The organism is Sphingobium sp. OAS761 (assembly GCF_024168485.1).
GTDB lineage: Bacteria > Pseudomonadota > Alphaproteobacteria > Sphingomonadales > Sphingomonadaceae > Sphingobium.
This window is the reverse complement of record NZ_JALJVY010000012.1, coordinates 26055-47197: the sequence shown is the minus strand read 5'-3', so window position 1 is coordinate 47197 and position 21143 is coordinate 26055. Positions and strand designations below refer to the sequence as shown.

Below are 21143 nucleotides of genomic sequence, written 5' to 3'. Positions count from 1 at the left end.
AGGAAGCTGAGCCATGGTAGGGATCACCAACAAGATCATGCTCGCCGAGATCCGTCGGCAGCAGAAGCTGTCGCAGAACATCGTCGACAACCAGACCGACATCTCCACGGGCATCACGCTCAACAAGCCGTCGGACAACGCGCTTGCCTGGGTGCAGGTTTCCGAAATCGGGCGGGCGCAGGCGCAACAGGCCGCCTGGCAGGCCAATATCGACTATGGCCAGGCGCGGTCGGGCAATGCCGAAGCCAATCTTTCGGAAATCGACAATCTGCTGACGCGCGCGCAGGAACTGGTGACCTTCGCGCGCAACGGATCGCTCAACGACACCAACCGTACCGCCATCATCGAGGAAATGTCGACGATCCGCACCACGGTGAACGAATTGCTGAACCAGAAGGATTATCAGGGCACGTCCGTGTTCGACGACGGACAGAGCGTCCTGGTGCCGGTCAGTCGCGGCCTGAATCTTTCGGTCGTGGGAACGCGGCAGGAAGTATCCGAAGGGATCGACGTGGACGGCACTCCCATGTCGATCGACGACATATTGGGGCAGGCTATCGACGCCATCGACAGCGGCGATGACACCAGCATGGCCGAAGGACTGGACGCGGTGAAGGCCGCGCAAGGCCACATCACCGTCGAACTCGCCAAGCAGGGCGTGCGCAGCGACAGGCTGGATGTGGTCGGCACCAGGCTCACCGACATCGGGCTCAATCTGACCGAACGTCGATCGAGCCTCGAATCGACCGACCTGACCGAGGTCATTTCGCAGATGAAGACGCAGTTGCTCCAGCTGGAAGCGGCGCAGTCCACGTTCGCACGGATCAACCAGCAGACCCTGTTCGACCTGATCAGGTAATCGGACGCAAAAAGGCGGGGCACCCTAAAGCCGATGCTAACCAGTCCGTATTAACCAGAAGGACAGGCGTTCACTTGGACGCCGACGGAGCCACCGCCTCCGGGCGCATCAATCGGGGATAATCATGTTTGCAATCATCGGCCTTGTCGTACTTCTGGGCATGGTGTTCGGTGGTTTCATCTTCACCGGTGGCGACATCGGCCCGGTGCTCCACGCGCTTCCCCATGAAATGATCATCATCGGCGGCGCGGCCGTCGGCGCGCTGATCATCGGCAATTCGGGCGCCGACCTGAAGGCGCTGGGCGGCGGCCTGGGCAAGGTGTTCAAGGGGCCGCGATACAAGAAACAGGATTTCCTCGACTGCATTTTCCTTGTGTCCAAGCTCATGAAGACGCTGCGGGTCGAAGGCCCGGTGGCGCTGGAGCCGCATATCGAGGATCCGGGCAGTTCGACGATCTTCGGCGATTATCCCAAGCTGATGAAGGACAAGACGCTGGTCCACCTGATCAGCGACACGCTGCGCCTGGTGGTCGTGTCTTCCGGCACGCTCGATCCGCACGCGGTCGAGGAGGTGATGGACAATGCGCTCAAGACCCATCATCACGAAGCGATCAAGCCGGCTGACAATCTTCAGGGGCTGGCCGACGCGCTGCCCGCGCTGGGCATCGTCGCGGCGGTGCTGGGCGTGGTCAAGACCATGGGATCGATCGACCAGCCTCCCGCCATTCTGGGCGCGATGATCGGGTCGGCACTGGTCGGCACCTTCCTGGGTGTTCTGCTGGCTTATGGCATGGTCAACCCCTTCGCCAATCGCTGCCGTACGGTGATCGAACAGGACGGCGCCATCTATCATGTCGTCAAGCAGATCATCATCGCCTCGCTGCACGGCCATCCCCAGCCGCTGGTGATCGAAGCCGCGCGGTCCAGCCTGACCCATGCGAACCAGCCGGCCTTCGCCGAAGTGTTCGACGGCATGCGGGGCAAATAGGCCATGGCCGAAAAGAAGCGGGGCCAGAATGAGCCCGAACCGAGGCCGATCATCGTCAAGAAGATCATCGTCGACGGGCATGGCGGGCATCATGGCGGCGCATGGAAGGTCGCCTACGCCGACTTTGTGACGGCGATGATGGCCTTCTTCCTGCTGATGTGGCTGCTGGGCGCGACGACCGAGAAACAGCGCAAGGCGCTGGCCGACTATTTCACGCCGACACTTGTCGAACTGAAGATGGCATCGGCAGGTTCGACCGGCATGTTCGGCGGCGACAGCCTGATGGCGAAGGAAAATTACCCGACCACCGGCGGTCAGGGCAACATGTCGATCACCATTCCGCGCGACGCCACCGGGACGAAGGACCAGGGCGGAAAGGCCATGCGCGCGGCCGATCGGCAGAAGTTCGAATCGATCAAGAAGGAACTGGAAGCCCGGATGGATCGCAAGGGGCTGGCCAAGCTGCGCAAGAATGTCCGTTTCACCGAAACGCGCGAGGGGCTGCGCATCGACCTGATCGACGAGGCCGATTTCGCGATGTTCGCCATGGGCACCGACCGGCTGGTGCCGCAGGCCCGCGCGCTGATCGGCGAAGTCGCGAGCGCGTTGCAGACCATGCCCAATCCGCTGATCGTGCGCGGCCATACCGATGGCCTGCCCTACGCCGCCGGCCGGACGATGAACAATTGGCGGCTGTCGTCGGCGCGCGCCGAATCGACCCGCCAGGCACTGTCGGACAATGGCATCGTCAACGGACGCTTCGCCCGGATCGAAGGCGTGGCCGATCGCGAACCCTATGTGAAGGACGATGCCTACGACCCGCGCAACCGGCGCATGTCGATCATCCTGGGCTGGACCCGTGGCGGCAAGGCGACCGACGACGAGGAGATGGACGAGGAAACGAAGGCCGCGATCGCCGCGCGCGACGACCCGGCCCGGGTCGCCAGGCGCGAAGCGCAGAAGATCGACATGGGCGGTACCGGCCTGCCGACAGGCGCCGCGCTGATCAATCCGACCGCGCCCGGCACCTCGACCAAGCCCGGCAAGCACTGATCCGGCGCGTCAGGCCGGAAGGACGAGGCTCGCTTCCAGCCCGCCTTCGGGCCGGTTGGCCAGGCGCAGTTCGCCATGATGTTCGGCCATGATCGCCCGCACCAGCGCCAGCCCCAGCCCCGCCCCGCCGGTCTCGCGATTGCGCGATCCTTCCAGGCGTGTGAAGGGCTCCAGCATCTCGGCCATCCTGTCGGGCGCGATCCCGGGACCGTCGTCCGCGACGGCGATGCGGATCACGTTCGCCTCCCGGCTCACCGACACATGTGCGCGCTCGCCATAGACCACCGCATTCTCGATCAGGTTGCGCACGGCTCGGCGGATCTGCTGCGGCCGCACGAACGCGACGGCGCGATCGCTCTCGGCCATGTCGACCGCTGAACCCAGTTCGATGAAATCCTCCACCACCGCATCGGTCAACGCAGCAAGGTCGACCTTCTGCGGGCTTTCGCTGCTGCGTCCGGCGCGGGCGAGCGAGAGAATATCCTCCAGCATCCGGTTCATCTCGTCGATCGTTTCCGACATGCGGGCGCGCTCGCCGTCATCCTCGACCGATTCTGCCCGGACGCGCAGCGATGCCAGCGGGGTCCGCAGGTCATGGCCGATCGCCCCCAGCATCCGGTCCTTTTCGTCCAGCATCGCGATGATCCGGGCGCGCATGGCGTTGAAGGCCATGGTCAGGTCGCGCACGTCGCCCGGCCCGCTTTCGTCCACTGCGTCGGCCGTGCCTGTCCTGGCAAACTGCCGGGCCGATGCCGTCAGGTCCGTCATCGGGCGCGCCATGCGGCGTCCGATCCACAACAGCGGCAACAGCACGATGACATAAAGCGTCAGCGTCTGCCCGACCAGCCATCCGCCAAAACGCGCCGGACGATTGCCGATGCGGGCTTCGGTCGTCACCCATTTGCCCGGTTCATATTCCACCGCCAGCCGCAGCCGTCCCACCCGACGATCGCGCGGGACGTCGCCCGTTGCGCGGCTGCGGATGCGTTCCCATCGGCGCAGCGGCATGATGCGGCTGTCCTCGGCCGCCGCCACCGAATGCACGGTCAGGCCAATATCCTCGAACATCGCCTTGGCCCGCGCCTCGACATCGGGACGCCCCTTGCCGCCCAGCGCCGGCCGGGCCGTCGTGAAGGCAACGGCGCGCCGGTCGGGCGTGTCGCGTTCGGCGCGCCGGTCGGTCCGGCCGGGCCAGCGATCGGCCCGGCCGTCCAGCGCGTTGACGACCCGATATACGGCCGGGGCCGTCTGGCCGGTCAGTTCCAGGCGGTTGCGCTCGCGCAGCAGCAGCGCGAAATTGATCGCCTGGGCGACGAACAGGGCGATGGCCACCAGCAGGATGACCTGGCCGACCAGGCTGCGCGGCCACAGGCGGGAAAGGCTCACAGCTTGCGGACCTCCGCCGACAGGGTGTAGCCGCCGCCCCATACGGTCTTGATAAGCGTCGGGTTCTTCGGATCGGGCTCGATCTTCTTGCGCAGGCGGCTGATCTGGTTGTCGATCGCCCGGTCGAACGCATTGGCCTCCCGCCCCTGCGTGATGTCGAGCAACTGATCGCGGCTGAGTATCTGATTGGGACGCGTGGCGAAGGCCAGCATCAGATTATATTCCGCCGTCGACAGCGGCAGGGCGACGCCCTCGCTGTCGACGAGGGTACGTTCATGCGTCTTGAGCAGCCAGCCGGCAAAGGCATAGGTCGCGCCATCGGGCGCGGTGACGCGTTGCCCGCCGGTGACAACGCGGCGAAAGATCACCTTGATGCGGGCGACCAGTTCGCGCGGGGAAAAGGGCTTCAGCACATAATCGTCGGCGCCCATTTCCAGGCCCACGATGCGATCCGTTTCCTCCGATCGCGCGGTCAGCAGGATGACCGGTATCTCGCTGGTCTCGCGAATATAGCGGCAGAGCGAGAGCCCGTCCTCCCCCGGCATCATGATGTCCAGGATGACCAGGTCGATCGCGCTGGCGTTCAGGCGCAGGCGCGCCTCGGCCGCGTTTTCGACGGCGGTGACGCGAAAGCCGTTGCGGCCCAGATACTGGGCCAGCGGCTCACGGATCGAACGCTCGTCGTCGACGAGCAGCAAATGGGGTTTCTCGTTCATCCTGCCTGTCTGTCACGGCTGCAAAATGGTTGGAAGGGCGAAGGCAGATGTGGGCACGCCTTCGCCCTTCCGGTCGGACGGCGGACGCGCGGGGCCAGGGGGCAAACCCCCGCGCGATCACGCCGCCGGCAACGGGATCAATCGTCGGCCGGGGACGGCGCGTTGCGGTTCTGCCACTTCGCCCGCATATCCTGCCGCATGGCCTGATGCGCCGCCTTCATCTCGTCCGCAGTCACGAACCCGTCCTTGTTGGCGTCCGCCTTGTCGAACATGGCCAGCGGGCCGGCCACGAATTCGGCCTTGGTGACGATACCGTCCTTGCGCGCCTCGGCCATCGGACCGCCAGGGCCACCGCGCATCATGCCGCGATGATGCCCCTTGCCCTTGCCCATGCGATGCCCGTCGGAACCGCCCCGACCGCGCATCTCTTCGCGCTTTTCGGCGCGGGCCTCGTGGGCCGCGGTGAATTCCGCCTTGCTGATCTGCCCGTTCTTGTCGCTGTCCATGGCCGCAAAGCGCGTGTCCATGCGCTGCTTGCGCATCAGGTCGCGATCCTTGGCGGTCAGCTGGCCGTCGCGGTCGACATCCATCTTCGCGAAGCGGGCTTCCAGCGCGGCGGTCATTTCGGCCTTGCTGATCTTGCCGTCCTTGTCGGTGTCGGCCCTCATCATCATGCCGCCGCGGGGGCCGGGGCCGCCCTCGGCGCCGGGCTGGGCGAAGGCCAGGTGGGTCGCGGCGAGGCCGCCAACGAACAGCGAACCCACCGCGACGGTGGTCATGAACTTGCGGATCATGTCATCTCTTCCTTTTCAAGCGTCGGTCCCGAACGGCGATCCGCCGTCCTTGAAGCCGCTTATGGGCGGAAGATGTCCCGCAACTTTGTCAGGACGCCCGGCCGATTGTCGCAAATTGTATCGGCGGGCGCGCTGCAATCAGCCGTCACGTTGTTCCCGCAGCGCCCAAGGCGCGATCAGGGATGCGCCGTCCCGGCAAACCCCCAGGCGCGATCAGAGGTCGCGCCGTCCCAGCAAACGAAGCCGCAGCGCATTCAGCTTGATGAAACCGGCCGCATCGCGCTGGTCGTAGGCGCCGGCGTCGTCCTCGAACGTCACGACCTTTTCGCTGTAGAGCGAATAGGGCGACTTGCGGCCGACGACATTGACGCTGCCCTTGTACAGCTTCAGGCGCACAGTCCCGGTCACCTTCTGCTGGCTATGATCGATCGCCGCCTGCAACATCTCGCGTTCGGGCGCGAACCAGAAGCCGTTATAGATCAGCTCGGCATATTTCGGGGCGAGTTCATCCTTCAGGTGCGCCGCCCCGCGATCGAGCGTGATCTGCTCGATTCCGCGATGGGCCGCCGCATATATGGTCCCGCCCGGCGTCTCGTACATGCCGCGCGACTTCATGCCGACGAAGCGGTTTTCCACCAGGTCGAGCCGGCCGATGCCGTGACGACGACCATATTCGTTCAGCGTTTCCAGCAGCGTCGCGGGGCTCATCCCCTCTCCGTTGATCGCCACGCCGTCGCCCCGCTCGAAATCGATCGTGATATATTCCGGCGCGTCGGGCGCGTCTTCCGGGTTCACGGTGCGCGAATAGACGAAGTCGGGCGTTTCCTCCCACGGATCTTCCAGCACCTTTCCTTCGGAGGAGGTGTGCAGCATGTTCGCATCGGTGGAGAAAGGCGCCTCGCCCCGCTTGTCGCGCGGAATCGGAATCTGGTGCTGTTCGGCGAACTCGATCAGCTTCGTGCGGCTGGTCAGGTCCCATTCGCGCCAGGGGGCGATCACCTTGATGTCGGGCTGGAGCGCGTAATAGCCCAGTTCGAAGCGGACCTGGTCATTGCCCTTGCCGGTCGCGCCATGGGACACCGCGTCGGCCCCCACCATCTTGGCGATCTCGATCTGGCGCTTGGCGATCAGCGGACGGGCGATCGATGTGCCGAGCAGGTACAGGCCCTCATACAGCGCGTTCGCGCGCATCATCGGAAAGACATAGTCCTTCACGAATTCCTCGCGCAGGTCGTCGATGAAGATATGTTCTTCCTTGACGCCCATCAGCCGCGCCTTCGCGCGCGCCGGCTCCAGTTCCTCGCCCTGCCCCAGGTCGGCGGTGAAAGTCACCACTTCGCACTGATATGTCTGCTGCAACCATTTCAGGATCACGCTGGTGTCGAGTCCGCCCGAAAAGGCGAGAACGATGCGATTGATCTGGTCTGACATGGCTGGCGACTCTTCTTGGCTGGAACGGCGCGGAAATGAACCGCGCGCCCGGTATCAGTCACGCCGCCAAAGCGCAACCGGACATGACCATGGGCAGGATGCCGTGGCACCTGCCCATGGTCTCAATCGCCGCCGCTTCAGGTCGTGCGCGGACGGAATATCGGCTTGCGCGCGTCCTGCCGACCAAAGCTGTAGACGGTCTGGCTGCGATCCGCCGCCGATGCGGGGACCGGTTCCGCATGAAAGGTCTGGGGCGGCGTGGCAGGGGCAGCCGCATCGTCGCGCTGCGCGATCAGCCAGCGGGCGCGGCGCATGCGGTTCTTGCGGGTGCGGAACGGGTTTTCCGCGCTGGGCGGCGCAGCCACCATCGCCGCGAGCGATCCGTTTTCCCCGACCGGCGCGGCCGCCATGGCCGGACGTGCCGGCGCACGGTCCATCACGGGCGCGGGCGCGACGGGATAGGGATCGGCCACCGCGACGGGCTCCGCCGTTGTCACAACCGCATCGCGCTCCGGCCGACGACGTCGGGCCAGCGCCGCGCCGCCGATGCCCATCAACAGCAGGGCACCGCCACCCAGCGCCCATAGCAGGGCATTGTCGCCCGCGGTATCATTGACGGTATCATTCGCGACGGGCGCGGGTGCAGCAGGCTCGGCCGGTACGGACTGTTCCGCAATCGGGGCTTGGGCCGGGGCCTCAACCGCGGCTGGCGCGGGCATCGCCGACGAAGCGGGCGCAGCAGCCTGGGTTTCAGGCGCCCGGGTGGCCGGTGCCGTGGTTCGGGCACTTGTCGATGCCGTCGAACTCCGCCCGGCGCGCGGCGCCGTCGCGGAACGATCAGGCGCTACCGCCCGTGGCGTTTCCGCTTCGGCCGCGGCACGCGCAGCAGCGATCCGCTCCTCCACAGGCGGCGTTGCCTGCACGACCGGCGCACTCGGAGCGAACACTGCGGTATCCGGTGCGGTCGTCACAGGCGCAGGCGTTACCGCCTGAACCGGCGGAACGATGGTCGGCACAACCGGCGGCGCTGCCGTCTGCGCGAGCAAGGGCGTTGCACTGAATGCCAGAACAGCGGCGATCGCGGCCCTGGCGGGGCGGATTGGGAGTATATGTCCAGTCATAGCCGAACATCAACGCCCCATTCGGCAGAACGCATCCGTCGCCGACGCAAATTAACGGCGAACGGAGGCGATTTATCGACAAGACGGTGTAAATTAACAGGCGTTCATCTTCCAGATGAATGGCATATTTACGCAATCATTGGTCCGGGTTATTCTTGACTTGATTATCGTCGCGTTTGTTTTGACGGTCCTCGCGAAATGTTCTTTCCAAGGCATCTTTTGTACGCTTGTCTTCGGCTGCCTCGGCCAGACGCTGCGCCTTGGTCCGACCGAACCGGACACGATTCGATACCGCCTGCTCCGCCTTTTCCGCGCGGGCCCGGGCCTTGCGCGCCTGGCGAAGATTGATCACGTCACCCATCGCTTCTTCATACGGCGGCATATCGCCCCTTGCCAAGGGCACCGCGCGATGAAAGGACGGCGCCATTGTATCTGATCGCGAATCTCACATGACCAGTATCCACGACGTGGCCGCGCTCGCGCAGGTCTCGATCAAGACCGTCTCCCGCGTCGTCAACAAGGCGCCCAATGTTCGCGACGAACTGCGTGCGCGGGTGCAGGCGGCGATCGACCAGCTGGGGTATCGACCCAATCAGTCGGCGCGCCGCCTGGCCGGTGGGCGCTCCTATATGATCGCGTTTCTCTACAATAATCCGGCGCCCGGCTATGTCAGCCGGATCCAGATCGGCGCCGCCTGGCGATGCCGGGAACGCGGCTACCATCTGGTGGTGGAGCCGATCTCGCCCGAAGGCGCGGAGCGGTTCGACGTGCTGGACCGGCTCGTCGCGGCCCTGCGGCCCGACGGGGTCCTGCTGGTTCCGCCGCTGGCCGACGACGAAGAACTGCTCGCCCGCCTCGAGGAAATGCGTTTGCCCTGCGCGCGCATCGCAGGGTCTATGGCTGCGAAGGCCTTTACCATCCACACGCCCGAACGGGCGGCCGGACGGATGATGGCCGACCATCTGATCGGGCTGGGTCACCGGCGCATCGGTGTCATCACCCCGCCCCCGGGCCACATGGCCGCGACGTTGCGCGTGAAGGGATTTCGCGAAGGACTGGCGGCGGCCGGTCTTGCGACCGACGACGCGCTGTTCGTGACGGGCAGGTTCGATTTCGCCTCCGGCATCACCGCCGGGGAGGCGCTGATGAACCTGAGCGACCCGCCCAGTGCGATTTTCGCCACCAACGATGAAATGGCGATGGGCCTCCTGACCTTCGCACACCGGGTCGGACTGCGGGTGCCCGAAGATCTCTCGGTAACGGGGTTCGACGACACGTCCGCCAGCCTGACCGCCTGGCCGCCGCTCACCACCGTGCGTCAGCCGCTGGAGGATATGGGCCGGGCGGTCATCGACGGGCTGGTCGACGGATCGGCCGAGGCACCGGAATTCCAGTTCACGCTCGTCGAACGCGACAGTTCGGGATCTCCGCGCAAATCCCGCTGACGACCGGCGCGCCGCGCGCCTATCGGACGCAGGCGCGCGGAGCCGTCACGATATGTGGGTCCCCCTGCTGCTCACCACCCGCCGCCACCGCTTCGCCCACCAGCAACAGCGTCGGTTCATTGTCGCTGATCGTCCGCACCAGAAAGGCCAGTGCAGACAGCCGGCCACGGATCAGCCGTTCCTCCGGCAACGACACATTGACAGCCACCATCACCGGCGTATCCGGATCGCGGCCGGCGGCGATCAGGTTGCGGGCGATCTCGCCCGCCGCCGCGCGGCCCATATAGATGCCCAGCGTCCCGCCCGGACGCGCCAGCACGTCCCAGTCCAGCGCCAGCGGTTCGCCCGCCCGCAGATGTGCGGTGATCAACGTCACCCCGCGCGCCACGCCCCGCAGGGTCAGGGAAGCATGACCGCTCGCCGCCGCGGCGCTTGCCGTCGTGACACCCGGGCAGATGTGGACCGGAATGCCACCGGCCGCCAGATGCGCCATTTCTTCCGCGGAACGCCCGAAGATGGACGGATCGCCGCCTTTCAGCCGCACGACGCGGCGCCCCGCCCTCGCCGCCGCAAGCAACAGGTCGTTGATATTGTCCTGCGCCTTCGAGTGGCGACCCGATCGCTTGCCCACGCCGACGCGCTCGATCCCCTGCGGGATGAGGTCCAGCACGCCCGGCCCCACCAGCGCGTCATGAAACACGATGTCGGCGGCCGCGATCAGCCGTTCCGCCTTGCGGGTCAGGAGGTCGGGGTCGCCCGGCCCTGCACCCACCAGCCAGACATGACCGGGCACGATCTGTTCATTCGGCTGCATGAAGTATCTCCTGCGGGGTCTGGGCCAGAATATTGGCGAGCGCGGGGCGGCAGGACCCGCAATTTGTGCCGGCGCCAAGCGCCTTGCCAATGGCCGCCACGTCCACCAGCCGCTGGTCGCGAACGGCGGCCACGATCTGGTTCAGGCCGACATCGAAACAGACGCAGATGATCGCGCCCTTGTCCGGCTGGTTGCCCGGTCCCCGCGCCGCGAGCACGGCGCCGCCCACGCCTTCCGCCTCCAGCTGGGCGATCAGCCAGTCGCGCGCGGGAAGTTGTCCGGACCGGGTGACGAACAGCACGCCGGACAGACGGCCGTCGCGGATGATCGCCACGCGGCGCGTGCCGCGGCTCGCGTCCACCGCCTCGGCCCGCTCGCCTTGCGGAAGCAGCGCCTCCAGCCGCGCCGGATCGCCATTCCCGGCGACCTCGTACAGCGTTCCCCCCGGTACGGCGACGCGGGTGGACCACAGGCATGGCGGCCGCACCGGCTCCTGCCCGCGCAGGATCAGGAAGCCGCGCCATTCCGTCTCGACCTTTTCGACCCTGGCCGGCGTGGACTTGAAACCGGGCTGGCCCGAATGCGGATCGACCAGCGGGCGCGGCAGCAGCCCGGTGCGGCCACCGCTGCTGACCTGATCGGTCCAGTGGATCGGCGTGAAGATTTCCCCGACGCGCTGCCCCTCGCTCACCGATACGCGGAACATAGTGTCGCCCTGTGGTGTACGGACGCGGGCAAGGTCCCGGTCCGACAGATTCAGTGCCTCAGCGTCGCGCGGGTGGATGTCCACCAGCGGTTCCTCGCGATGCCGCGCAAGCTTGGGGGCCAGGCCCGTGCGCGTCATCGTATGCCACTGGTCGCGGTAGCGCCCGGTATTGAGCGTCAACGGCCAGTCCCGGGTCTGCGGCTCAAGCGCCATCTGATGCGTCGGCACCAGGCGGGCGCGGCCGTCGGGAGTGGGAAACCGGCCGTCGGCGAACGGCGTCCCGCCCCAGCTGAAGGGCGCCATCGCGTCATAGGCCTCATTGCCGATGGCGGCGTGGGCCCGCAGGTCCAGCAACCGGGCACCGTCATTCTGATAGGCGGTCAGGCGCGCATGTTCCCGCCAAATGTCGGCCGGTCCGTCAAAGGCGAAGGCCGGTCCCCAACCCATGCGGGCGGCGATCTCCTTGACGATCCACCAGTCCGGCATGGCCTCGCCGGGCAGCGCCAGGAAGGGGCGCTGGCGACTGACGGTCCGGTCCGAATTGGTGACCGTGCCGTCCTTTTCCCCCCACCCGGCGGCGGGCAGGCGAACATGGGCGTGCAGGCCGGTGTCGGTGTCCGCGATGATGTCCGACACGACGACGAACGGGCACGCCGCCAGCGCGGCGCGCACCGCGCCTGCATCGGGCATGGAAACCGCTGGATTGGTCGCCATCACCCACAATGCCTTGATACGTCCGTCCTCCACCGCCCGGAACATGTCGACGGCCTTCAGGCCCGGCTCGGTCGCCATGGCGGGCGCAGCCCAGAAACGGCCGACCCGCGCCACATTGTCGGGAGCGAAATCCATGTGCGCCGCCAGTGTGGACGCCAGCCCCCCGACTTCCCGGCCGCCCATCGCATTGGGCTGTCCGGTTATGGAGAAAGGCGCGGCACCGGGCTTGCCGATGCGCCCGGTGGCCAGATGGACGTTGATGATCGCGTTCACCTGGTCGGTGCCGCGGATCGACTGGTTAATGCCCTGGCTGAACATCGTGACGGTTCGCGGCGTTCCGGCGAACAGCGTGTAGAATTGCTCCAGCAGCGCAGGCGCGACGTCGCAAACGGCGGCAATCGTCCTGACGTCGTGGCCGGTGAGAATATGGTCCCAGAACCCGTCGGGCGCGCTGACATGGTCGCGCAGGAATGTCCGGTCGATCGTACAGGTGGCGTGGCACCATGCCAGCAGGCCGTTCATCAGCGCCACGTCGGTGCCGGGCTTGATCGCCAGATGCATGTCGGCGCCCTCGCAGGTTTCCGTGCGCCGCGGATCGATGACGACCAGCTTCGTGCCCCGTGCAGCCCGCGCCGCCTGGATGCGCTGATAGACGATGGGATGGCACCAGGCCGTGTTGGAGCCGACCAGCACGATCAGGTCCGCTTCCTCCAGGTCGCCATAGGTGGCCGGCACCACATCCTCGCCGAACGCCCGGTTGTGCCCCGCCACCGCGCTCGACATGCACAGGCGCGAGTTGGTGTCGATGTTCGCCGATCCGATAAAGCCCTTCATCAGCTTGTTGGCGACGTAATAATCCTCGGTCATCAACTGGCCGGACACATAGAAGGCCACGCTGTCGGGGCCGTGGCGGTCGATCGTCTCGCGGAAACGGGATGCGACCAGGCCCAATGCCTCGTCCCAGCCGGTCCGTCGCGTGCCGATCATCGGATGCAGCAGCCGGCCCGTCAGGCCGACCGTCTCGCCCAGATGCGTGCCCTTCGAACAGAGGCGGCCGCCATTGGCCGGATGCGCCTCGTCTCCCCTTATCTCCACGGAGCGCGCGCCGGTAGGCGTCGCCGCAATCCCGCAGCCGACACCGCAATAGGCGCAGGTGGTGCGGATCGCCTGCGTCATCAGGCGGCCGCCTTCCGGGCGCGCGGCTGCGCGATCAGGATACGGTCTCCATCGCGGCGGACGGCGATGGTCGGCGTGCAGCCATGGTCGGCGCCCTGCGCCTCGCCCGTATCCAGTGCGATGGTCCAGTTGTGCAGCGGGCATGCGACGCTGTGGCCATGGACGATGCCCTGGCTCAGCGGCCCCTTCTTGTGCGGGCATTCGTTGACCAGCGCGAACACATGGTCGTCGCCGGTGCGGAATATGGCGATTTCCTTTTCGCGGGCGATCCGCACCGTGCGGGCGCCGCGCCGGGGAATATCGGCCAGCGTCCCGATGTCGATCCAGTGCGCATCCCGATGCGCGTATTCAACGTCGGCGGGCGCGGCCTGCCCGGCCGCCTCATGCCGCCCGCATTCGTCCCTGACCTGAAAATCCATGCCTGCGTCTCCGGAACAGAAAAAGGCCGCCATCCGGACTGCCGGGGTCGAAACCCGATAGTCTGGATGGCGGCCTTGCCATCATGTGCGCCGCGCCGGTCCGCCTGTGGATCGACTCAGCTATGAAAAAGGAGACAACCTTGTCTCTTGCACTGCACCATAATCCGAATCGCCCGCCTGCTCAAGCGATTCCGTGACGGACCCGCCGACCGCCCCGGCCCCTGGTGCAAAAGGCACGGTCAGCGCGCGAAGCCGGACAGATACTCCCCGATCCGCTCCGGATCGAACACCCGGCCGTCGAAGAAGCGATCCGGCCCGAGCGTCAGGCCGCCGCGCCGCGATCCGACGGTCAACGGCGTACCTAGCGCGCCTTCCACCTTCATGCTTGCGCCGGGCATCGGCACGTCGCTGTCGGCGAACGCACGGCGATAAATGTCCGGCCGGAACACCGCTCCGGCCCGCGTCGCAATGCCCGCATCCTGTTCCACCATGTTCCAGCGGACCAGTTGCGAATAGATCCAGAGCGCCTGGCTGCGCCAGGGAAAGGGCGTGGCTTCCCGGCTGAAAAGCATGAAATCGGAACTGGCGATCGGCGGTTCGCCCGCGCACGCCACGATCTGACCGACCAGGGCCCGCTGGATCAGGTCAGCAGGCTGGTCGACATAGTGGCGGTCGGCCAGCAGGTCGGCCAGCGCGGCATGATGGGCCGGATCGTCGCACCAGGCGGCAGCCCGCGCCAGGGCGCGCAACAGCCGGTCGGTCGTATCGGGATTCTCCTCCAGCCAGCTTTCTCGAAAGGCCAGCACCTTCTCGACGCCGCGCTGCCAGATGCGTTCGCCGATCGCCACCGCTTCGGCCAGCCCCGCTTCCACCGCCGCGCTGCCCCATGGCTCCCCGGCGATGAACCCGTCAATTTCCCCTGCGCGCATCGCCTCCACCGTCAGCGACGGCGGCAGCACGCGCAGCACGACATCCTTGTCCGGATCGACCCCGGCGCTTGCCAGCCAATAGCGCAACATGATCGCATGGCTGGAAAAGCGGTGGACGACGCCGATGACCGGCTTGCGGCGCCACAGGCCGATCGCCGCCGCGAAATCGTGCGCAGTGCCCAGCGGATCGGCCAGGCGCGCGACCGCATCGGGCTCCAGCGCCTTGGCGAAGCCGGTCGCCATGACCAGCATATTACCGTTGACGCCCAGCTTGTACGGCGCGGCGAGCGCGGCGGGCTGCTGGCTCAGCCCCAGCGTCACCGCGATCGCAAGCGGCGCAAGCATGTGCGCGGCGTCGACCTGCCCGAACACCAGCCGGTCGCGCAATGTGGCCCAGCTTGTCGTGCGCACCAGGTCCAGGCTCAGTCCTTCTTCCTCGGCAAATCCCCGTTCGCGTGCAGCCACCAGGACGGCGGCGTCGTTGAGCGGCAGGAAGGCGATCTTCAGATTGGTGGTCATATTCCCCCTCCCAGCAGGTCGCTCGCGGTGATCAGCGCCTGCGCCACCTCCACGATCTTCCTGCCCTGATTCATCGCGCTCGACCGCAACAGCGCATAGGCCTCCTGCTCCGTCAGGTTACGCTGGGCGATCAGGATCGACTTGGCGCGGTCGATGACCTTCCGGTCGGACAAAGCCGTGCGCGCCTCGTCCAGTTCCGCCTGAATCTTCGAAAAAGCGTTGAATCGGCGCACCGCCAGCTCCAGCACGGGCTTCACCCGTTCCTTGCGCAGTCCGTCGACGACATAGGCGGATACGCCCGCGTCGATCGCCGCTCCGATCATGCTGTCGTCGGACTGATCGACGAACATCGCTATCGGGCGGGCAAGCGCGCGGCTGACGGTCAGCATTTCCTCCAGCGTGTCGCGGCTGGGACTGCCCAGGTCCATCAGCACCACGTCGGGCGCCATGCGCTCCAGCCGAGCGACGAAGGCGCCGCGAGGGGGAACGATGTGAATATCGTCATAGCCTGCGTCGCGCAGTCCTTCCTCCAGGACCGTCGCGCGCAGTCCGCTATCGTCGATGATGACGATTCTCATGCGGGGAAACTTCGATGCATCATTTCCGCAGGTCGGCGAATGACGGGGCCGGGTCAAGAGCCAAGCGTGCGCCCCGGGCGCTTTGCACCGCCAGATTCCGCGTGACAGCGCAGGCCGGACTCTGTATGGGGCCGCCAGCAGGTCACGGCAGCGATGCCGGCGACCTTCCGTCCGAGACAGTTGGTGAAGGGAATATGCCCTTCTTAATGTCCAGCCTAGACGGGGAAAAGCTCTTAGCCGAACCGGGCCTCGCGCCTGCTTCGGGTCTGCCTGTTTCCTTACCGGGGTACGGGCCAGTCGCTCTCTCCCCTTCGGACTTAGTGCCCCGCGCGCCGCAACCGGCCTGCGGGTTTTAGCCGTCCGTCCGGTCGTCATGACCGGCCGGACATGAAGTGGAGTAATGGCATGGATCGTAATCAGAAAGCTGAGGTCGTTTCCGCGCTGAACGCAGAGCTGGCAGACGTTGGCGTGGTCGTCGTGACCCGCAACCTCGGCATGACCGTCGCCCAGTCGACTGTCCTGCGCCAGAAAATGCGCGAAGCCGGCGCCTCGTACAAGGTTACGAAGAACCGCCTCGCCCGCATCGCCCTTGATGGCACCGCCTATACCGGCCTGAGCGACCTGCTCACCGGTCCGGTCGGCCTTGCCACCTCGGCCGATCCGGTCGCCGCCGCCAAGGTTGCGATCGATTTCGCCAAGACCAACGACAAGCTTGAGATCGTTGGCGGCGCGATGGGCGAAGTGCTGCTCGATGCGGAGGGCGTCAAGGCGCTCGCATCGATGCCGTCGCTGGATGAACTGCGCGCCAAGCTGGTCGGCCTTATCGTCGCCCCGGCTACCAAGCTCGCAACCGTCACCCAGGCGCCGGCCGCGCAGCTCGCGCGTGTCTTCAACGCTTATGCGGAGAAGGAAGCGGCCTGAACGCCGTAACCCTCCGGTTTTTGACCCAAATCTGACGGGGCGCATCGCCCCAAACAAGGAAATTGAAAAATGGCAGACATCAACGCTCTGGTCGATCAGCTTTCGGCCCTCACCGTTCTCGAAGCCGCTGAGCTGTCCAAGGCTCTGGAAGAAAAGTGGGGCGTTTCGGCCGCCGCAGCCGTTGCCGTCGCTGGCCCCGCCGCTGGCGCCCCGGCCGCTGCCGCTGAAGAAGTGAAGGACGAATTCGACGTCGTCCTGACCGGCGACGGTGGCAAGAAGATCAACGTCATCAAGGAAGTCCGCGCCATCACCGGCCTGGGTCTGACCGAAGCCAAGGCGCTGGTCGAAGGCGCGCCGAAGGCCGTCAAGGAAGGCGTGAACAAGGAAGAAGCCGAAAAGCTGAAGAAGCAGCTGGAAGAAGCCGGCGCGACCGTCGAGCTGAAGTAATCGGCGCTCGCCCCGCGGCCCTTGGCTGCGGGGCGGACCGATCCGGCTCGGGCCGGACAGGAAAGGGCGGCACCGTTCAGGATGCCGCCTTTTTCATGTCCGCGCGGGTCAGGGCAGGACGGCCTTGAAATCCTCCTGTCGCAAATAGCGGGTATAGGCGCCCAGCGCGGCGCTGGCCTGCGGATTGTTGAGCAGTTCCTCCATGGCGACGCGCCCCAGCGCCTCGCCCGCGATGCGGAAACCCGCCTGGTCGCGCGCCTTGAACAGCGGGCGCGCCTGATCGGCGCAATCGACCGTCATCAGCCGCGTGAAGATCGCGGCCATGCCCTTGTCGAATTCCTCCTTCTTACCCGGCGTCAGGGTCGCGACGCCGGCCGCCTGCGGCGCCGAAGCGACCGCCGTCAGGAACCAGCGCGCGACCGTCAGCCGGTCGGCGCCGGTGGATTTGAGGACCATGCATTCGCCCAGCGCCTGCGCCTGGGCCTGGATGGCGGCATCCGTGGGCGCCTGCGCGCCGGCCTGGACCGCACTCATCGACAGCGCGGCCGCGACCGTCACTGCGCATCTCTTCATTTTCCGTCTCCCCTGCCATGTGTCGTCGCATAAGGCAGGGAAGACCCCGGTCGGTCAAATCCTGATTTCGTGGATCAGAAATCCAGTTCCGCGCGCCATCCGATCACGTCGACGCCATAGTCGCTCTTGCCACCGGCCAGGATCGCCGCATCGGTATAATCCATATGGGCGTAGTTGACGTTGAAGCGCAGATAATCGATCGGCGTCCAGACCAGCGCCGCGATCACGCCCTTTTGCGTGCCGCCGACGATGTCCTTATCGTTAAGGTCCAGATAGTCGTAGCGCAACGTAGCCTGCAACGCGCCCCAGCCGCCGCTGCCCACGGGACGATCCGGCTTCACCGTGCCGAAAATGCCGTTCTTGTAACTGCGCGTCTCGCCGGTCAGGACATAACCGACCTCACCATAGCCGCCGAAGAAGGTCGGGTCGCCCACGCCGGGCCGCGATACGCGCAGCCAGTGCGCCTCGCCCGCCCACCACAGCGGGCCACGCACGCCGGCGAATTCGGCGCCATAATGGCTCTCGCCGTCGCCCGCGACGCCCGGCGTCGCGAGGAAGCGGCTGTTGACCGTATGGATGAACGGCCGCTGCCGATAGCGCTGCGCCACACTGGACAGGCGCTGGAAGTCGCGCCAGTGGCCCGACAGGCCGAAATGCAGTTGCGTCTTGCCCATTTTGGGCGCCAGCACGATGCGGCCGTCGACGCCGTAGCTGTTATTCTCGTCGCCGCCATTGGCACCGTCCGAACTGTTCATCAGCGAATCGGCGCTGTCCGAAAAGATGCCGGCCTGCGCCAGCAGGATGCCCGAACGATATTGGGCCGAAAGGCCCAGCCGCCGTTCGAATCCGAACGCGTCGGTGAAGGCCGCGCGTTCCATCACCGACCCCGCCGTGTCGCTGATCAGTTCGTCCAGCGACTGAAAGGCGTTCTGGTTGCCCAGCGTGACCAGCCATTTGCCCTTTTCATAAGTGATGTAGGTATCGACCAGATCGACGCTGTTGTCCGACAGTTCCAGTTCCAGCTTGTAGCCGAAGCCGCCGCCAAGCTGCCCTTCTCCGCCCAGGCGCAGTCGCCGCAGTTCGTTGGAATAGCCCTTGGCGCGGTCGTCCACGCCATCGGGCGCCATCAAAAGGCCGGCGTCATACTGTATGCGGCCCTTGACGTGAAAACTGGCCGCGCCCTTGGTGAAGACCGGACCGCCCTTCCATCCGATGACGGTTTCGCTGGCGGGCTTGGCCGCCACCTGCGGCGCAGGGGCCGGAGCGGCCGCGGCCAGGGCGGCCTGCTGCTGCTGCGTGGCGGCATCGCTGTTCAGCCGCGCCTCCAGGCGATCGACCTGGGCCTTGAGCGCGGCGAGCTGCGCGCGCATCGCCTCGGCTTCTTCGGCGCTCATCGCCTGGGCGGCGGCGGTCATAGGCATCATCAGGGCCAGCGCGGTGCCGGTCGCCAATATCTTTCGAAACGTCATCGATTTCCCTTCCCGGTTGGCGACGCCGTTATGAATTTTTTGTTACATTCACGCGTAGTTATTATTTCTGTTTCGTGACAATCGGTGCGCGGGCAATCGCGGTTGGCGCCGTAGCGATCACGGGCTAAGTCTGTCTCGTGATGCGCACTGCCTCCTCTCCGCCCCGTTTCCGCCGCTGCCTTGTTTTCGCCGCCGGCCTTGCCCTTGCCACGACGATGGCGGGGTGCTCGCGCGAAGGGAGCGGACCGGTGGTCGTCAGCGTCGCGGGGGACAGGGATCAGTTGGCGAAGCCGCTTGCCAGCCCGGGCGCGCCCGCGGCCAAGCTGATGCTGGAAAGCACCGCGCAGGGGCTGGTCGGCTTCAACGCCAGCGGCGACATCATTCCCGCCCTCGCCCAGCGCTGGATCGTGGAAGATGACGGCCGCAGCTATATTTTCCGCCTTCGCCGCGCCTTCTGGGCCGATGGCCGGCGGGTGACGGCGCCCGACGTCGCGCGGCTGCTGATGGCGCGGATCGTGGCGTTGCGCCGGCTCGACCCCGACGGCCCGCTCGACGCCGTGCAAGCGGTCCTGTCGATGACGGGCGAGGTGATCGAGATCCGGCTCGCCGCGGCGCGTCCCTACCTGCTGCAAATGCTGGCGCAACCGCAACTGGGCCTGTTGTCCAGCGAAGGCGGGACAGGCCCCTATCGCAGCCGATCGCGGGGTCATTCCCTGTTGCTGACGCCGATCGACCGGACGACCGGCGATGACGAAGGGGCGGAAGAACCCATACCCGCCGACCAGTTGCGCGTCGTGCGCGCGGAGCGAGCGGCGCTCGCCGTCATCCGCTTCCGCGAAGCGCAGGCAGCGCTGATGCTGGGCGGCCGATTCGCGGATCTGCCGCTGCTGGTTTCGGCCGGGATCGACCGGGGGTCGGTGCAGGTCGATCCGGTTCAGGGCCTGATGGGACTGGCCGTCGTCGGTCAGGGGAAACTGCTGGACGACGACAATGTCCGCGCGGCGATCAATATGGCGATCGACCGGACCGAACTGCCCGCCCTGTTCCCGCTGGGCGGCTGGGCGACGACCGAACAGATCGTGCCGGCACAACTCGACCTGTCGCGCCCGCCCACGCCGCCGGCATGGGCGCTGTTGACGATGGCCGAACGCCGGGCGCGTGCCAGCGCCACCGTCACCCGCTGGACAGCCGATAACGGCACACCGTCCCCGTTGCGCATCGCCCTGCCCGACGGACCGGGGGCGACGCTGCTGTTCGGTCTGCTGCGGCGGGACTTGGCGATGATCGGCCTCGACGCCCGACGCGTCGCAGTCGACGACCGGAGCGCCGACTTGCGCCTGATCGACGAGGTCGCGCCCTATGACAGCGTGCTCTGGTATCTCGGGCGCATCGGCTGCGCCCGCAAGGTCCATTGCAGCGACGCGGCAGACAGCGCCCTTCAGGAAGCGAGCCTTGCCAGCAATGCGCAGGACCGCGATGCGCGCATCGCGCTGGCCGAGGCGCTGATGCAGGGCCATAATGGCTATATCGCACTGGGCGCGCCGATCCGCTGGTCGCTGGTATCGCGGCGCCTGACCGGCTTTGCCCCTTCGGCGCGCGCGCGCCACCCATTGAACCGTCTGTTCCGCCCCCCCAATTAAGGGGGCAAGGAGATGACAGACATGGCGATTTCGCAGGATCGGTTTGATCAGTTGACGCGCGACCTACCCGGGTTCGGACGCGATCCCGCATCCGTGCGCCGGCGGATCGAGGCCATGGAACAGCTGCTGGAAGGGCTGTTCGTCATCCCCGGCACGCAGCGCCGCGTCGGGCTGGACAGCCTCATCGGCCTCATCCCCATCGTCGGCGATATCGCGACCGCGACCATGGGCGCGTGGATCGTGTGGGAAGCCCGCAATCTGGGCATGTCGAAATGGCAACTTACCCGCATGGCCGCCAATGTGGGCGTGGACACGCTGGTGGGCGCGATCCCCTTTGCGGGCGACCTGTTCGATTTCCTCTACAAATCCAACACGAAGAATCTGCGGATCATCCGCCGTCATCTCGACCGGCATCATCCATCGACCGTGACGATCGACAATTGAC

21 protein-coding genes are annotated in these 21143 nt (G+C 66.3%); 8 read left to right on the top strand and 13 right to left on the bottom strand.

Features of this window, described 5'->3' with window-relative positions; translation table 11 throughout:
* Nucleotides 1-13: 13 nt before the first annotated feature.
* The 3 genes from J3E64_RS16115 to J3E64_RS16105 all read left to right on the top strand — a co-directional run bounded on the left by J3E64_RS16115 (nucleotide 14) and on the right by J3E64_RS16105 (nucleotide 2900).
* Nucleotides 14-859, top strand: coding sequence for a flagellin (locus J3E64_RS16115; protein ID WP_253344056.1), 846 nt, complete (start codon nucleotides 14-16; stop codon nucleotides 857-859).
* A 124-nt stretch (nucleotides 860-983) separates the two neighbouring features.
* Nucleotides 984-1847, top strand: coding sequence for a flagellar motor stator protein MotA (gene motA, locus J3E64_RS16110; protein WP_253344055.1), 864 nt, complete (start codon nucleotides 984-986; stop codon nucleotides 1845-1847).
* Between the two features lie 3 nt (nucleotides 1848-1850).
* A complete protein-coding gene (locus J3E64_RS16105; RefSeq protein WP_253344054.1) occupies nucleotides 1851-2900 on the top strand; it encodes a flagellar motor protein MotB in 1050 nt (349 codons plus the stop codon).
* A gap of 9 nt (nucleotides 2901-2909) precedes the next feature.
* Here the strand turns inward: J3E64_RS16105 and J3E64_RS16100 are convergent, their stop codons facing one another.
* The 6 genes from J3E64_RS16100 to J3E64_RS16075 all read right to left on the bottom strand — a co-directional run bounded on the left by J3E64_RS16100 (nucleotide 2910) and on the right by J3E64_RS16075 (nucleotide 8709).
* Nucleotides 2910-4286, bottom strand: a complete 1377-nt coding sequence (locus tag J3E64_RS16100; RefSeq protein WP_253344053.1) for an ATP-binding protein — start codon at nucleotides 4284-4286, stop codon at nucleotides 2910-2912.
* Nucleotides 4283-5002, bottom strand: a complete 720-nt coding sequence (locus J3E64_RS16095) for a response regulator (protein ID WP_253344052.1) — start codon at nucleotides 5000-5002, stop codon at nucleotides 4283-4285. Before J3E64_RS16095 ends, J3E64_RS16100 begins: the two co-directional genes overlap by 4 nt.
* 137 nt (nucleotides 5003-5139) lie before the next feature.
* Nucleotides 5140-5796 carry an EF-hand domain-containing protein gene (locus J3E64_RS16090; RefSeq protein ID WP_253344051.1) on the bottom strand — a complete coding sequence of 219 codons (657 nt, stop codon included), beginning with the start codon at nucleotides 5794-5796 and terminating at the stop codon, nucleotides 5140-5142.
* A gap of 213 nt (nucleotides 5797-6009) precedes the next feature.
* Nucleotides 6010-7227, bottom strand: coding sequence for an argininosuccinate synthase (locus J3E64_RS16085; RefSeq protein WP_253344050.1), 1218 nt, complete (start codon nucleotides 7225-7227; stop codon nucleotides 6010-6012).
* Between the two features lie 137 nt (nucleotides 7228-7364).
* The gene (locus J3E64_RS16080) at nucleotides 7365-8348 is read right to left on the bottom strand and encodes a hypothetical protein (RefSeq protein WP_253344049.1); all 984 of its coding nucleotides are present in this window, start codon (nucleotides 8346-8348) and stop codon (nucleotides 7365-7367) included.
* A gap of 136 nt (nucleotides 8349-8484) precedes the next feature.
* A complete protein-coding gene (locus tag J3E64_RS16075; protein ID WP_253344048.1) occupies nucleotides 8485-8709 on the bottom strand; it encodes a DUF4169 family protein in 225 nt (74 codons plus the stop codon).
* Between the two features lie 88 nt (nucleotides 8710-8797).
* On the opposite strand from J3E64_RS16075, the gene J3E64_RS16070 reads away from it, so the two are divergent.
* Nucleotides 8798-9793 carry a LacI family DNA-binding transcriptional regulator gene (locus J3E64_RS16070; protein ID WP_253344047.1) on the top strand — a complete coding sequence of 332 codons (996 nt, stop codon included), beginning with the start codon at nucleotides 8798-8800 and terminating at the stop codon, nucleotides 9791-9793.
* A 19-nt stretch (nucleotides 9794-9812) separates the two neighbouring features.
* Here the strand turns inward: J3E64_RS16070 and cobA are convergent, their stop codons facing one another.
* From cobA to J3E64_RS16045, 5 genes are all read right to left on the bottom strand, one after another.
* Complete coding sequence (gene cobA, locus J3E64_RS16065; RefSeq protein WP_253344046.1) at nucleotides 9813-10607, bottom strand: uroporphyrinogen-III C-methyltransferase; 795 nt, start codon at nucleotides 10605-10607, stop codon at nucleotides 9813-9815.
* Complete coding sequence (locus J3E64_RS16060; RefSeq protein WP_253344045.1) at nucleotides 10594-13203, bottom strand: nitrate reductase; 2610 nt, start codon at nucleotides 13201-13203, stop codon at nucleotides 10594-10596. The genes cobA and J3E64_RS16060 overlap by 14 nt, the downstream gene beginning before the upstream one ends.
* The gene (gene nirD / locus J3E64_RS16055; protein WP_253344044.1) at nucleotides 13203-13622 is read right to left on the bottom strand and encodes a nitrite reductase small subunit NirD; all 420 of its coding nucleotides are present in this window, start codon (nucleotides 13620-13622) and stop codon (nucleotides 13203-13205) included. The genes J3E64_RS16060 and nirD overlap by 1 nt, the downstream gene beginning before the upstream one ends.
* Nucleotides 13623-13861: 239 nt before the next feature.
* On the bottom strand, nucleotides 13862-15070 hold the full coding sequence (locus J3E64_RS16050) for an ABC transporter substrate-binding protein (RefSeq protein WP_253344043.1): 1209 nt from the start codon (nucleotides 15068-15070) through the stop codon (nucleotides 13862-13864).
* A complete protein-coding gene (locus tag J3E64_RS16045) occupies nucleotides 15067-15648 on the bottom strand; it encodes an ANTAR domain-containing response regulator (protein ID WP_253344042.1) in 582 nt (193 codons plus the stop codon). Before J3E64_RS16045 ends, J3E64_RS16050 begins: the two co-directional genes overlap by 4 nt.
* A gap of 405 nt (nucleotides 15649-16053) precedes the next feature.
* Between J3E64_RS16045 and rplJ the strand changes: the two genes are divergently transcribed.
* Together rplJ and rplL are read left to right on the top strand one after the other, a co-directional pair.
* Nucleotides 16054-16569 (top strand): 50S ribosomal protein L10, encoded by a 516-nt coding sequence (gene rplJ / locus J3E64_RS16040; protein ID WP_253344041.1) that lies wholly within the window; start codon nucleotides 16054-16056, stop codon nucleotides 16567-16569.
* A 69-nt stretch (nucleotides 16570-16638) separates the two neighbouring features.
* Nucleotides 16639-17016, top strand: coding sequence for a 50S ribosomal protein L7/L12 (gene rplL, locus J3E64_RS16035; protein ID WP_009820791.1), 378 nt, complete (start codon nucleotides 16639-16641; stop codon nucleotides 17014-17016).
* Nucleotides 17017-17124: 108 nt separating this feature from the next.
* Here the strand turns inward: rplL and J3E64_RS16030 are convergent, their stop codons facing one another.
* Together J3E64_RS16030 and J3E64_RS16025 are read right to left on the bottom strand one after the other, a co-directional pair.
* Nucleotides 17125-17589 carry a hypothetical protein gene (locus J3E64_RS16030; RefSeq protein ID WP_253344040.1) on the bottom strand — a complete coding sequence of 155 codons (465 nt, stop codon included), beginning with the start codon at nucleotides 17587-17589 and terminating at the stop codon, nucleotides 17125-17127.
* Nucleotides 17590-17663: 74 nt separating this feature from the next.
* Nucleotides 17664-19058, bottom strand: coding sequence for an OprO/OprP family phosphate-selective porin (locus J3E64_RS16025; protein ID WP_253344039.1), 1395 nt, complete (start codon nucleotides 19056-19058; stop codon nucleotides 17664-17666).
* Nucleotides 19059-19273: 215 nt separating this feature from the next.
* Between J3E64_RS16025 and J3E64_RS16020 the strand changes: the two genes are divergently transcribed.
* Together J3E64_RS16020 and J3E64_RS16015 are read left to right on the top strand one after the other, a co-directional pair.
* On the top strand, nucleotides 19274-20698 hold the full coding sequence (locus J3E64_RS16020) for an ABC transporter substrate-binding protein (RefSeq protein ID WP_253344164.1): 1425 nt from the start codon (nucleotides 19274-19276) through the stop codon (nucleotides 20696-20698).
* A gap of 21 nt (nucleotides 20699-20719) precedes the next feature.
* A complete protein-coding gene (locus tag J3E64_RS16015; RefSeq protein WP_253344038.1) occupies nucleotides 20720-21142 on the top strand; it encodes a DUF4112 domain-containing protein in 423 nt (140 codons plus the stop codon).
* Nucleotide 21143 lies beyond the last annotated feature (1 nt).